8 protein-coding genes are annotated in these 14,954 nt (G+C 39.2%); 2 read left to right on the top strand and 6 right to left on the bottom strand.

The window, feature by feature from the left end:
• Positions 1-16: 16 nt before the first annotated feature.
• Together H5163_RS01330 and H5163_RS01325 are read right to left on the bottom strand one after the other, a co-directional pair.
• On the bottom strand, positions 17-2,173 hold the full coding sequence (locus tag H5163_RS01330) for a TonB-dependent siderophore receptor (RefSeq protein ID WP_182734065.1): 2,157 nt from the start codon (positions 2,171-2,173) through the stop codon (positions 17-19).
• A gap of 99 nt (positions 2,174-2,272) precedes the next feature.
• A complete protein-coding gene (locus H5163_RS01325; protein ID WP_182734063.1) occupies positions 2,273-2,836 on the bottom strand; it encodes a hydrolase in 564 nt (187 codons plus the stop codon).
• A gap of 133 nt (positions 2,837-2,969) precedes the next feature.
• Between H5163_RS01325 and H5163_RS01320 the strand changes: the two genes are divergently transcribed.
• A complete protein-coding gene (locus H5163_RS01320; protein ID WP_404936099.1) occupies positions 2,970-7,508 on the top strand; it encodes an EAL domain-containing protein in 4,539 nt (1,512 codons plus the stop codon).
• Between the two features lie 4 nt (positions 7,509-7,512).
• Here the strand turns inward: H5163_RS01320 and H5163_RS01315 are convergent, their stop codons facing one another.
• Both H5163_RS01315 and H5163_RS01310 read right to left on the bottom strand, forming a co-directional pair.
• Positions 7,513-10,290 carry an ATP-binding protein gene (locus H5163_RS01315; RefSeq protein WP_182734062.1) on the bottom strand — a complete coding sequence of 926 codons (2,778 nt, stop codon included), beginning with the start codon at positions 10,288-10,290 and terminating at the stop codon, positions 7,513-7,515.
• A 76-nt stretch (positions 10,291-10,366) separates the two neighbouring features.
• On the bottom strand, positions 10,367-11,254 hold the full coding sequence (locus H5163_RS01310; RefSeq protein WP_182734061.1) for a cation diffusion facilitator family transporter: 888 nt from the start codon (positions 11,252-11,254) through the stop codon (positions 10,367-10,369).
• 217 nt (positions 11,255-11,471) lie between these two features.
• Between H5163_RS01310 and H5163_RS01305 the strand changes: the two genes are divergently transcribed.
• Positions 11,472-12,914, top strand: a complete 1,443-nt coding sequence (locus H5163_RS01305) for a sensor domain-containing diguanylate cyclase (RefSeq protein ID WP_182734059.1) — start codon at positions 11,472-11,474, stop codon at positions 12,912-12,914.
• A 596-nt stretch (positions 12,915-13,510) separates the two neighbouring features.
• Here H5163_RS01305 and H5163_RS01300 read toward each other — a convergent pair.
• Both H5163_RS01300 and H5163_RS01295 read right to left on the bottom strand, forming a co-directional pair.
• On the bottom strand, positions 13,511-13,912 hold the full coding sequence (locus tag H5163_RS01300; RefSeq protein ID WP_259399774.1) for an SMP-30/gluconolactonase/LRE family protein: 402 nt from the start codon (positions 13,910-13,912) through the stop codon (positions 13,511-13,513).
• A 104-nt stretch (positions 13,913-14,016) separates the two neighbouring features.
• Positions 14,017-14,748 carry a FadR/GntR family transcriptional regulator gene (locus tag H5163_RS01295; protein WP_182734058.1) on the bottom strand — a complete coding sequence of 244 codons (732 nt, stop codon included), beginning with the start codon at positions 14,746-14,748 and terminating at the stop codon, positions 14,017-14,019.
• Between the last annotated feature and the right edge of the window lie 206 nt (positions 14,749-14,954).

The following is a 14,954-nucleotide window of genomic DNA, read 5'->3' as shown; positions in this document are numbered from 1 at the left end:
GTACGAAATTGTCAGTTTAGAATGTGTACTTAGCCGACAAATAGACGCGGCGTGGTTCGCCCGGGAAATGCCCAGCACGAGTTATAAAGCCACTTGATGCATACTCTTTATCAAACACGTTTTTAACTGAGAGCTGCCAAACCCATTGTTGATATTCAGTCTTCCAAGCCATGTTATAGACGGTATACGGCTGTACTTTATCACCGTCTAAACTGACTTGTTCATCAACATAATCAAGACCTGCCGCGATTGATGAGTGCAACTGAGGTAACTCATAACGCGTCCACAACCCTGCGGTATTTTGTGGCGCATTGGCAAATTTATCGCTGCCTTTTGCTTGCGCGGAAAATTTTTCACTTTGCTCAACAATACGCGTGTCGTTGTATGCGTAACTTGCTGTGATCACTAAACGTTCGGTGACATCGCCAACAATCTCAAGTTCAAAGCCTCGGCTATCAACTTCGCCTAACGCTTCCATTTGATCAACGCCAGTGTCTGATAACTTAGTGCTGGCTTGTAAAATATTGTTACGGATAATGCGATAAGTTGCCATGTTCACAGCCAACGAGTCATCAAGTAACTTAGTACGTAAACCAAGTTCACGAATATTGCTGTGCTCTGGTTTAAATGGCCCGCCTACATCTTGATTTTGGTTACTAGCCGATTGTGGCATAAAGCCTGTGCCATACAGCGCATAAGGGAAAAAGGTATCGTTTAAGTTATAACTTGTGCCAATACGATACGTCACATCGCTGTCTGAAAACTCGGTGTTATTAAGGACATCGGTGTCTTCAAAACGATCGTACCGTAAGCCAACCGTAACATTCCATTTATCGGTAACATCAACTTGGTCTTGTGCATACAGGCCAATACGTGTTGACTCAGTATTTGCTAAACGCGGTGTTACGTTTGCTAAATCATAATCATCTTTTGAAGTCAGTCCATACACAGGATTTAATATTGAAATCCCTGGGACTGGTCCGCCTTTGCTGGCTTGTACAGCTGTTCTATATGCTGATTCAAACTCATGCTTATACCAATCTACACCCACCAGCATCACATGTTGCATAGCGGCAAGCTCAGTGTCAGCAATTAAATTGGCAGTAAAACTAAGCCCGGTATTTTCGCGTTGTTGATCACGAAATTCGCGCTCGCTCCAATCCAGTACTCCATCGCCATCTGTGTCACTTAGTCCACGCGGCTCATGATAGTTTTGATTAGCATCGTTACTAAAATAACGCGCAGTGATATCACTGCGAAATACCTCATTAAATTGGTGCTGAAAACTTGCTTGAAACACGTCAGCAATAACGGTTTGATAATCCGTTGCTTCATTATGATTCCAGCTAATGTCGGCAATGAAGTTACCGTTTTTATCCACTGGCACGCCACGTAATCTAGCGCCGCCTAAATCTTGATCAACATGGGTATATTGCAATACCAAATTAGTATCGTTACTAAAATCAAATCGATAGCCTAAATCAATAATGGTATTATCTTCACTGGTATTTTCACGAAACGGTTTATCTGAATCTTTATAAACACCAACACGGTAGGCTTGGGTCTGTGCGTCATTGGCACTGCCCGTTGATTCGATTGCGGCACTAAAAAAATCATCATTACCCAGTTCAACTGCAACGGTTGTTTTACTATCATAGCTGGGCTTTTTGGTCATATAATTAATGATCCCGCCAGGGTTACCACTGCCGTACACAGCGCCACTAGGGCCTTTTAAAACAGCCACTTGCTCAATATTAAACAACTGTGGTACCGCAAAACCACTAAATGGGTCACCTTTTACACCATCGTATAAAATTTCATCTTGGCGAAAACCACGAAACGTAACACCTGAGTAACTAAAGCCATTAACACCCGCGATATTACTGTATAGATCAGTTACTTGACGTGCAGCCTGATCGCTGATTAACGCTTGCGGAATAACCTGGATTGACTGTGGAATTTTCTCTAGCGGCGTATCGGTACGAGTACCAAACGTTGATTCTGTTGGGCGATACAGTGAAAACGCTCGTCCAACGACTGAAATGGTTTCTATGTCGTTTTTTACAACAGTAGACTCATCAGTTGCAGATCTTGCTGCTGTTGTTTGCGCAGCAACGACAACAGGCGCAATGGTAATATAACTTAGGGCTAATGCTATTAAAGAAGGTTTCATTGATATTTATACAGCAATCAAAATAATTTACGGCATGATAATAAAAACCACTATCATTTACAATGCTGAAGTGGAATTATTCTCTTCTTGTTGCAAAGCTTATTTAACAATCTTTAAAATCTCTTTAAATACAGGTGTCGCTGCCACTTCGGTCCATTGAAAAATTACACTTTCAGCGCAGCTGATCACAGCACCGGCTTGTCTTAACTGAGCGATGGCTAAATCGCGGTGCAGATCATTACGCGAACTAATCGCATCCATGACTAAAAACACCTGATAACCTTGCGCCAATAAATCTAAACAAGTTTGTAATACGCATACATGCGCTTCCATACCAACTACAATGATTTGCGGGCGCTTATAGCTAGCAATAAGCTCTAAAAAACCGTCCTCTTTACACGCGCTAAAGTGGGTTTTATCAAAGTATTCAGCCTGCCCAATCTGAGCTTTTAATTGCTGATCAGTTTCGCCAAGCCCTTGTTTATATTGTTCGGTGACTAAGATAGGAATTTGCAACAATTGTGCGGCTTTTACTAATTGCACTGTGACCTGTTTTACTTGTTCATAACGAGGCATCGCCGGACTTAATTTGTCTTGAATATCGACAACTAACAGCAGACTTTGCATGGTGTGAGTATTAAATGAATGAGGCAATGTGAACATCCTGTAATCTAAACATAGCTAACAGCATAAGTGATTTGTTATATAAAGTTAATTCTTTAATTAAACTGTAAGTTGTTATGCTATATTTACTAACGGATAACAACTATTTTACCTCAGGGGAGCTGTATCATAAGTGCGGTTGAATAACTTTTTTTTCATTTTATTTAGTATTTTATGCACTTTGTTTAGTGTTAATTCCAGTGCTCAAAGCTATGCTCAGCAATTACAACGCTTGTCCACTGATGAAGGGTTATCACAAGGCCACGTTACTAGCACACTGCAAGATAAACTAGGGTTTATTTGGATCGGAACGATGCAAGGTTTAAACCGGTTTGATGGCTACGAAGTAAAAATATTCTCTGGTGAATACACACTGGATCAACTCTCGATTATTCTGTTGTTTGAAACAAGCAATGGCGATATTTTTGTATCAACTGAATATTCTGGTGCGTTTCTTATAGATCCTGTGACACTTAAAGTCAGTAAAGTTTATTCAGGTAAGTTAAACGCTGAAGATAAACACTTTTCTCCTATTTTTGCCATCGCTGAACATCAGCAGCTGTTTTATTACGCCATTAACCAACATGTGTATGCCTTTGATCCACAAAAAAATACCTATACCCATGAGTTTTCAATCAGTAAAGATGATAATTTTGTCCGCGCAATTACTGTTCATAATGACTTTTTGTATATTGCCACCACTGATGGGTTGTACTCTAAATCATTAATTGATGAACATATAACTAAAATACCTTTAGTTGCCAAGGATAAGCTCAACCTCGATAACAATAATATCAAGTTTTTAACCGTCGACTCGCAGCTTGGCCTGCTGGTTGGCACGGTCGAAGGTTTTTATTCTATTGCATTTAATAACAATGAGTTATTAGACTTCAACAACGTAAAAACGCTGCTTGCAGAACATAATATTTGGGACTACGTTAATACCCCTTATGGTGAATTTATAGTCACCGAGGATGGTCTGTATGAATACCATCGCCATACTGATCACAATGAGTTTCTTTTTCGTTTTGATCAAAGTAAATTCAACATGACCGACAACACGATTTTAGATGTAATGGTCGATAAAACAGGGCTTATGTGGCTTGCCTCGCGCTCACAAGGTGTTTTTACTTGGTCAACTTTAGCAAGGCGTTTTGGCAATATTCAAATCACCAGTAATGATAAATTGCACAGTAATGTGATCTTTGCTGTTTACCAAGACAATCATAACGTTTGGCTGGGCACCGATAATGGTCTTGCCAAAATGCGCCAAGATGGGACAACAGAGAAAACTTACTTAGTCAGCAATGACACTAAAGCGTTTTATGGCCAATTTGCTGTGTATGGCATTGCCTCGGCACACTTAAATGAGCCAGATCGTTATTTGTGGTTACTACTTTATGATGGTCTTGCTTTATTTGACAAAAAAACCGAACAAAAAATAGCTCTACCAATGCAAGGCAATACACAAGCCATTATCGACAGCGGCCCAGCTTATGGCTATCACCAAATCACGACTGATACCTTTGCATTTTTTAGCGAGAATGATTATTTCCTGTATGATGGAAACAGTGGTCAGACTAACGTAATTAAAGGACTCAAAGAGCAGTTAGATCCCGTCAACGTGCACACCTTTTTAAAACCGTTACCGAATAAACCCGATGACTATTTGATCAGCGTATCTGGGGCGTTATATCGTTATAATGAGTCTAGCCAAAAACTCACCTTAATATACAAAGTTGAAAATTATAACCCAATAAATTATGTCACTATTGATGACTGGGTGATCGATTATAACAATACGCTATGGCTTGCCTCTTCCCAAGAAGGGCTAATTGGTCTTGACGCCAACAGCTATGAAGTAAAACACCGTATAAACCTCAGTAATGGCATTAAAACTAAAACAATTGTCGCTTTGCAAATCGACCAATTTGGCTTTTTATGGATCAGCAGTAAAAATGGCCTTTATCGGCTCGATTTAAGTTCAATGCAACTCAATGCATATACTGTTAAAGATGGCTTAACTGTGAATGAATTTAATATCGACTCACATACACTGTTAAACGATGGCCGCTTAGCCTTTGGCAGCACACGTGGCGTGCTAACACTCGCCCCACAAGACTTTTTATCCGTCCCTAATGATCGTGACAGCACTGTGACTGAAATCACCGATATATCGTTACTCTCACGCTCACTTAATTATCATCCATTGCAATACGCCAACCAGCCTTTACAACTGACTGATGAAGACATGGGTTTAGAAGTTAGTTTTTCCAACTTTGATTTTCAAAATGTTGATAGAACACGCTATAAGGTGTCATTAACTGGCCCAAGTAAATTAAGCTATGAAAAGCTAAATAACAATAAAGTCTTTTTTACTAAACTTCCTGCTGGTGATTATCAACTTACAATCGCAGCATATAACTTAAATGACTCAGGCCTCGGTGATGAAAAAACGCTTAACTTTAACGTTGCTTATGCCCCGTGGCGTTCTCCTCTTGCAATAAGTCTTTATTTATTACTTACGTTTTTAGTGCTATTTGTTATTTTTTGGCAATACCGCTCTCGTCAGCGCATTATTAAGCATACTCATGATGAAATATTGCAATCACAACAACAAACTGAGCTTGCTTTAAACAGTAGTAAAAGCGGTGTATGGGAAGTTGATATTGGCGCACATTGGATAAAGCAGCAGCGCTTAAAACACGAACTAGGCTATCAAACTTTGCCTCAGAAGTTTAATTTTGACGATTTTTGCGCATTAATACACCCTGATGATAAGCGCAAAATACTGCATGATTGGCATATATTCATCACTCAAAAAAATGCTCAACAATGGCAGGTCACGTATCGGCTTCAACATGCTAATGGAAACTGGCTTTGGTACCACGACATAGGTAAAGTGATAGAAACGAATGAGCAAGGCTATCCTACAAGATTAGCTGGAATTTATACTAATATTACAGAGCAGCGTGCTACAGCACATCAAGCTGCGGTATTAGGTGAAGCCTTTAGTCAAATAAACGATTGGCTACTTATTTTAGACAGTCAACTCATTCCATTTTCTGTTAATAATAGCTTTGCTGAAGCCTTCTCAATGCAAAAAAAACCAGCAAAGCTTGAGCTAAAAAGGTTTTTAGCGGCACTGGGTAAAAAACAATATGTCGACTTCATCAATATTCTAAAATCATTGCAGCCAAAGCAGAACTGGCGCGGTGACGCATATATAAAAACTAAGATAAATCCGTCGCACCCCATTCATATCAGTATTACCGCAGTGGCAAAAGACAGTAATGTGGTGAGCTATTATGTGGTAGTTATTTCTGATTTAACTGAGCAAAAACGCGCTGAAAATGAGCTTCGTTATCTGGCAAACTATGATCCATTAACTAAGCTGCCAAACAGAACATTAATGTATCAAAAGATATCGCATGCGATAAAAGATGCCGATACGCGCGCGAGCCTTGTTGCTTTGCTGTTTATAGATTTAGATAAATTCAAACCGGTGAATGACTCGTTTGGTCATGCGGTTGGCGATCAGCTATTATGTGATATTACCCATCGAATGAATAGCATGCTTGATAATAATGCCATTGTCGGGCGTCAAAGTGGTGACGAATTTTTGTTATTGATTAAAAACTTAGACTCACCACAAAGTTTAAGTAACTTAGTACGTAGCCTAACTGCAGAGCTTGCAAAACGGGTGGTGATCAACGATTTTGCAATTAATATCTCGGCCAGTATCGGTGTTGCACTCTACCCATTTGATGCCGATACCACCGATGAGCTTATTCGTAATGCCGATATAGCGATGATGCATGCTAAACAATCGGGCCGCAACGGCTTTAAGTTTTTCACTGAACAAATGAATAACCAAATCACCCAAAAGCTGCTGCTCGAAAATGCTTTAAAAGACGCCTACAAGGACGATTTGTTTTTTAATAATTACCAGCCAATTGTTAACAATAAAAGTAAAAAAATCAAAGGTGTAGAGCTCTTAATGCGTTGGCAGCATCAGGCTGAATTGATATCCCCAGCAGTGTTTATACCTATTGCGGAAGAAACTGGTTTAATCGATGTACTAACCGAACAAGCGCTGACCCGTGCACTTGAAGATCTCGCACCATTATTTAAAGCTAATCCGCGGTTTTATCTATCTTTAAACTTATCACCGGTGCATATTTTAAAGTCTAATTTAGCCGAACGCTTATTACTTATTCTAAATCAGCATCATATAAAACCTGTTCAGTTACGTTTAGAGATCACCGAAAACACCTTGCTTGATGACAAAAACAAAGCGGCTAAGCAGCTGCAAGCACTCAGAAGCGCTGGTTTTAAATTGTTATTGGATGATTTTGGCACCGGGTATTCTTCTTTAACGTATTTAAGTCAATTTCCAATTGATGTGATTAAAATTGATCAAAGCTTTGTGCGTAATATCGGGCGAGATAGCAATAATGAGTCAATTATCAGAACAATCCATACCTTAGCTGAAAACCTAAATCTGTATTGCATTGCAGAGGGTGTAGAAACAATTGAGCAAATACGCTTTTTAAACAGTATCGGCTGCGATGACCTTCAAGGCTATTACTTTGCAAAACCAACAACTGCCGAGATTCTCATTAGCGATGCGTATATCCAAGCACTGCAAGAGAAATTGCAAACTACATAGCTAGTTAACTCAATGTATCAGCCCACTTTTTAAGGCATTGAAAAAGTTGGGCACGATCGACCGGTTTGGCAATAAAATCGTCCATACCCACTTCTAAACAACGTTTTTGATCGTCTTCAAAAGCATTAGCAGTAATGGCTATAATAACCACAGGGCCAAATTGAGCACCATTGTTACGGATTTCAGCTGTGCACTGGTACCCATCCATAATAGGCATTTGGCAATCCATCAAAATAATATCGGCCATGTTGTGTTGTAAGCACGCCAGTGCTTTTTCACCATCGTTAGCAACCTCTAAGGTGCAATGAGTATCACTGAGCATTTTAGCAATAACGATTTGATTGATTTGGTTATCTTCTACCAGTAATACTTTCAATCCAGTTAAATCAGGGATGTTTTGCTGTATGTCAACTTCGTCACTGAGTTGCGCCACCTCAACAGGAATGGTGATAGTAAAGCAACTGCCTTTGCCAATCTCGCTGTGTAATTTAAGTTTGCCCCCCATTAACTGAACTATTCGCTTACAAATAGCCAAGCCTAAACCAGTACCACCATATTGCCGCGTGGTTGAAATATCGGCTTGAGTAAACTCACTAAACAACGATGATTGCTGCTGCCCAGAAATACCAATACCGGTGTCTGTTACAGCCACAGACAAATGATTATCAGCATAATCAATGTTCATAGTTATACTGCCAGTTTTCGTGAATTTCCCTGCATTACTCAACAAGTTATTGACAATTTGGCTTAGCCTTAATGAATCTAACTGCACCACATCTGGTACTGACGGGGCAATATTTAATACAAATTCAACGCCTGGCTGTACGCCAGTATTTGTAAACACCTGCGCTAACTGGGTAAGCAGTTTTCGTACATTAACTATATGAATATCTAGTTTGACCGCCCCCGCCTCAATTTTAGAAAAATCTAGAATATCGTTTAAAATCAATAATAGATTTTTTGCGCTTTGCTGTATCATTTGCAACTGTTCACGGTATTCCAACTTTACGTCATCAGCATTAAGTAAAATATCAGTCAGCCCCATAATACCGTTCAGCGGGGTGCGAATTTCATGACTCATATTCGCTAAAAATTGTGATTTAGCTTTACTGGCCTGATTTGCAGTTGCCACAGCTTTAACTAATTCATCTGTTTTTTCATTTACTTGATACTCTAACTCTACATTAAACTGTTTTAAATGCAGATTAAGTGCTGCATTTTCAGTATTTACTTGTTCTAGATCTTTAAAGTTGCTGGTCAATTTAAATGCTAAAGTTGCAAATTGCTGCTGTAAACTCAGTACTTCCAGCCACGCATTATTTTGAGTCTGTAAATCACTGATATCAGCTTTAGGATCAAAGGCATCGATTTGTTCGGTAAGCTCTTCTATTGGCCTTACCAACCAACGGCTCAACTGGGTGATAAAAATACTGATCAAAATAATCACCACAAAAGTCAGTAACAGTGATTGCCCCCACGCACTTGCCGCCACAAGATTAGCGTATTTACGTTTTAATAAGCTTGCCACATACCAGCCTTGATGCTGTGATAAATATATTTTTACGTAATATTGTTCACCATCAATGTCGGTGGTCATAATGGCTTGTTGATCACCTTTTAACTGGGTAAATTTATCTTCAGTGAGCTGAGTCAATACCGAATAATGATTAGGCAAGGTGCTAAATACCACGTGTTTTTTGGCATCAATAATTATCAATTCACCATCATTATCAAATATGGTTGGCCTAAATTGCAAAAATGAGCCCAACACTAACGAGCCTTCAACAACTCCCCGAAAACGCCCGTTAATATGCACTGGTGCAGAAACACCCACAATGGGTTCATTACCAAATCCTCGGCCCCTAAAAACATTAGAAATATAGCCTGTTGGCGAGTCTTTACCTATTGTAAAGTAATCCCGATCGGCAACCGATAAATCGCTACCTTTTAAGCTTTCTTGTAAACTAAGTGGGTAAAATATCCGCGCAATTGCGTTTTCATCCGTAACCATTGATGTAAGAAAGTTAGGGTATAGTGCCATCAAATGACTCAGTGCTAACTGTTTATCAACCCCCTGCTCTATGGCTTTGGCAGTTAATACGATGCCACGGCGATAGTCATTTAAATACAGGTCAATTTTTTCGGCAATGTCTTCAGATTTTTCAGAAAGCTGCGCCTTCACTTCGTATTCGATACGCGCGTAATGATTGTTGGTAAGTACAATGGAGGTTAATAACACCACTAAAATGATGAGAATGCTTACAATGTAATTAAGAATTTTATATAACGAATTTGGTCGCTTTTGCCATACCTGCTGAATAAAGAAAAAGCTCAATAAATCAATAACACATAAAACAATAGCGGCATTTAAGAAGTACTTAACTAAGGCTGTTACTATAGCAAGTATGGGTAGCTCAATGATAAAATAACCAATTAGCCCCAGCAGTGGAATACCTATTAACAGCCAATAAATAATACCGCGGATAAACAGCAGCCGCGCGGCTTTAAAGCTAAAGTGATACAGCCAAAGTACTTCACCAACAAATACGATTGATGGCCAACAATGCCCCCAGCGATAAAAAATAAAAGCCGCACTGATAGCGCAAGCAATTAACGCGTAGCGTAAGCCAAAGAGCAACAAACAAATTAAAACAAAAAGCTGACCAAATAAAAATTCAGAGCTGTCTAGAAACCAAAATGGCAGTAAATTAACAAAGCCGGCCAACACGCCCAAAAGTATGGAGCAGCTAAATGCAAAATATCGATGCTGAGAAAACGGCAATGTTTGCTTCCGAATAAAATAGACTATATCTAAAAGTAAAAGAAAAAACGCATTTTGCCAAGTTAACTACTTGTATTTAATGCTGACAACCATGGCTTTCGATTTGTAAAACGCTATTACCAACATTAAATTGCTGGGCTAACAATTGCTCAACTTTAAGTCGACATGCTTCATCATGTTTTTCTTTAGTACAATGTTGTTTAAGGACCACATGTGCCCCAACAACTAACTCCTTATCGCGGCGCATAACCGTAACATTATGTACATTTTCTACGTGCTCAACTTGCCCTATGGCACTTTCAATATCGGCCACATCGGGTAGTTTCGCTTTATTTAAACGCAGACCTTTAACACAACCAACAATTACTTTTACGCCTGTAAACAAAACAAATAACGCAATCAACATGCTTGATAAAATATCAATAACACTCCAACCCGTTAGATAAATAAGTATACCGGCGACAAACGTAGACACGGTTGAAATCAAATCAAAAAATGAGTGCAAAAATACCGCATAAACATTAAAGCTGGCCTTTCTACCTTTATATAATACCCATGCTGCGGCACCGTGAAATAAAAACCCTGTGGCAGCAATTACCGACATTAAATAACTATTGACAACTGGCCCTTTCCCTTCATGATGATGCATAAAGCGCTCGCCACCTTCGTATAAAATTACTAAACTGATCGCTAAATACAAACAGCCATTGATCAAACCACCAGTCAACTCTGCTTTTTGATAACCATCGTTGTAGTTTTTAGCTAAATGAATCGCTAAGCTCGATGCGATCAAAGCAATAAATAAAGAACTATTATGAACAAATAAATGCCCTGCATCGGCTAATACAGCAAGAGAGTTTGCATAATAGGCACCAATCACTTGGATAATCATAAATGAGCTAGTGATGGCTAATGCAATTAATAATCTACGTCGTGATGCTTGGTGAGTTGTAATGTCGGTCATGAAAGGCGGTTTTACCTGTGCTTTAGTGTGCTAAGAGTCATCATTCTAAGAAACGTTAAAAGAGTAATGATATACAGTATCAATTGTAGTACTTCCATCAGTCAAACGCACTAAAAACTTAATATCGAGTTAATTTATATATAAAACGGCTAATTAAAGTACCATTTTCTTAAAATTGAATGTAAGCTTAATTTGTTAATAGGAAGTTGGAAATCCAGTGAGACAGTATTCTGTAGACGAAATTTGGCAATCTTTACAAGCCTTACCACTTGCAATCGTATTGTTTGATCAACAAACAGACACGCTGCACGCCAATGCATTGAGCCAACAGTTACTAAATTTAATGCCGGCAATAAGTCCAGTAGAAAAAGCGTTTCAGCACTTATCTATTAAACAAACAGAAAACCACACGATTGTTGATTATCACACCTTTTTAACTCCCCAAAATAACACCGAACAAACCTATAATATCGCCACAAAACACACAATATCCTGTGTAACAGTCACCTACAGTCTAATTGGCCCACAATTAATGATGCTGGTGTTAAAATCACACTCATCGTGTTCTGTGCAAGCTGACTTTGACGAAGTAATAGCAAAAATATCAACGCAACTAATTGATATACAGATAGATAATCTAGACCAACAAATCGAAAGTGCTTTAAAAACCATAGGTACATTTTGTGATGCTGACCGCAGCTATTTATTTCAATTTAGCGAAGACGGCAAAGAAATGAGTAATACCCATGAATGGGTTAATACACAGATCAAGCCATTTAAAGAAAAGCTGCAAGGTATTCAGCAAGATTTACTACCGTACTTTTTTACTATGATGAACGAAAAGCACGTTTTTAAGGTACCGAATGTTAATTTACTCCCTCCAGCCGCTGCAGCCGAAAAAGCTGAATTTGAATCTGAAGGGATCAAATCTGTTTTATGCATTGGGCTTCGCTCTGAGAACTCCTTGTTTGGTTTTATTGGCTGTGATTGCGTAACACATATACGCCACTGGACCGACACCGATCTTATGCGGATCAAACTGGTGGGTGAAATTATTGCCAATGCACTCAAAAACGTTCTGTATAAACAACGCTTAGAGCAAGCTCAACAACAATTACTATTGGTCAACCAAGAACTGCAATCACAAGCAAACCTCGACAGCCTAACAAATATCGCCAATCGTCGCTGTTTTGATCAAACATTACTTAATGAAATTCAACGTGCAACACGCTCAAATCAACCATTGAGTTTAATCATTTGTGATATCGATTATTTTAAACTTTATAACGACAATCATGGCCACCAGCAAGGCGATGAAGCGCTCAAACAAGTTGCCCATGCACTACATAACTTATGTAAGCGACAAGGTGATTTAGCAGCCCGCTACGGCGGAGAAGAATTTGCAATTGTGTTACCCAGCATAGATAAAACCCACTGTTTAAAATTTGCCAGATTACTGCAACAGCAAATCAGTCAACTAAATATCCTGCACCCAAATTCAAACATCGCCGACCACCTCACCCTCAGCATCGGATGTTACAGCTGTACACCAGATAAACATACCACCGCAGATATGATGATCCTCGCCGCCGACAGCGCACTCTACGTAGCGAAAAAATCAGGCCGCAATCAAATTCAAATCTTTGATGAAGAGCATTAGAGCCATGTATTCGTAGCAGCGAGTTTACCTCGCGACAAATCAAAGTGAACTTAATTTCAAATAAACCGCGCTGTTAACAATCCATCCATGGAGCTTGGTTACGTCGGTCATTGCCTAAATGGATTTAGGTACTTAGATTTTGTCGGGAACAAAAATCTGCCATGACCTTACTTCCTCAGGCTGCACTCTTTACTAGATATGTCGTTTACTTTAGGCTTCCTGCCCTTCGCCATAAAGGTCTGCTTCGCAGTTCAAAAATATTCCCGATATTTTTGTCGGTCCATCGTCACCTAAGCTGTAAGCTGCCTGCGTTGCAGTGAACAATAGAATATCAGCAAAAAAACTTTAAACGGACAGTTAGATTAAATAAGGTAACTTATCTTATAAAACATGACATATTGTACCCACTGTTTGTATACCATATTTTTAAAGATCAAAATAAAGGCTTAAGCAAGGTATCGTGTCTGGTTCATTCAAAGCTAAATCGTTGTAGTTATACTCCCCTGAACGGCTTGTTGTAGGTCAAAAATTAAACATTCTTTCGAGTGCGGCCTCTAATGACAAGTGCACACATCGTTTATTTGCGATCTACTTAATTACAGTTGTGCTGGGCTTTCTGCGATCCCTTTGACGCTTGCCGTTAAAATAAATACGGCGCCGCTGTAGGGGTATTGTTTTAGTACTTCAGGTTCTAGGCCAGTACGAGCGATGGTTGTTAGGTCATCGCCAAAAAAAGTGAGGCTGGTGATCCTAGGTGCGGGCAGTCGATAAAAATGCACGATAGTGCCATTTTCACAAAAACGATAAAGGCAGTGGCCATTCCAAGACGCGACCCACAAGTGCTTGAAGTTATCGACTGTCATGCCACCGGGAAAGCCCATTGTCTCGTCAAATTTTACAAATACACGCTTGTTGCTGAGATAAGCGATACAACACCCCTGTATTGTGTTGTTGATGTTTATCCATAGCGCCAAAAAATACATGCCTATTGTGCTCATTAATAAAAACACATTTAGCAACGAGACTTGAATAACTTGTTGTGTGTGATATTGAGGCTAGAATTATTTCATTAAGTATTAAGAGCATTCATTAACAAACATGGTTACTTCGATTCGTTTTGAGACTCTTTTTCAGCTATTGCTTTTTCAATAAATGACATCGCTTCGTCAATCATGTTCGTCATCATGTTTTTAGCGCGCTCAGGCTCACCATTTAAAATTGCTTGGTACACTTTAAAGTGTTCATCCGCAATGGCTTTTTTATTACCTTTCGCGGGTGTTGTATGCTGAATACTAACGTTAAGAGCAGTACAAATAAAATCACGCAATTGAAAGAAAAAACGATTACCGCTGGCAAACAAAATTGCGGTATGAAAGGCTAAATCACTTTCATGGATTTCACCATCGGAGGCATCAGCCGCAGCTTGCATTTTTTCAACTGCAATCGCAATCTCTGCAATTGCTCCTTTATCAGCACGTCTTGCTGCAAGTGCCGCAGCTTGCGGTTCAATGGCTAAACGTACCTGTAAAAATTCTTTTAATACATACAAAGTCGGGCTACTATCAAGCAACCATTTTAATACACTAGTGTCGTATAAATTCCATGTGTTTGCTGGTTCAACACGAATGCCTTGACGCGGGCGCGATGAAATAAGCCCTTTGGCAGCAAGCATTTTTACTGCTTCACGAATAGCAGTACGGCTAATGCCATACTCTTCACATAATTTTGCTTCAGTAGGTAAACCCGTTTCAGCAGTGTAATGACCATTAATAATGGCTTTACCTAACTCATTAGTTACCTGTTGTGACAAATTTAAATTTTCAATGCGTGCCATAAGCAGTTCCTTTAAAAATACTCATTCTATGATACTACTATAACCTTAGCGCGTCATCAGGCAAATCTTTGACAATGCTGCTGTAAATACTTTTTATTCGCTGTTTTAACTGCGTAATAACTTAGATTCAGAAGATAAATACATAACTTGAATTGGTAGAAAAAGTGGCCAGCTGAATATATGTGAATTGCTTTAAAAAATAGAGT

It is taken from the genome of Pseudoalteromonas sp. SG44-8 (assembly GCF_014164125.1).
GTDB classification, from domain to species: domain Bacteria; phylum Pseudomonadota; class Gammaproteobacteria; order Enterobacterales; family Alteromonadaceae; genus Pseudoalteromonas; species Pseudoalteromonas rhizosphaerae.
This window is presented reverse-complemented; position numbering and strand designations above follow the sequence as displayed.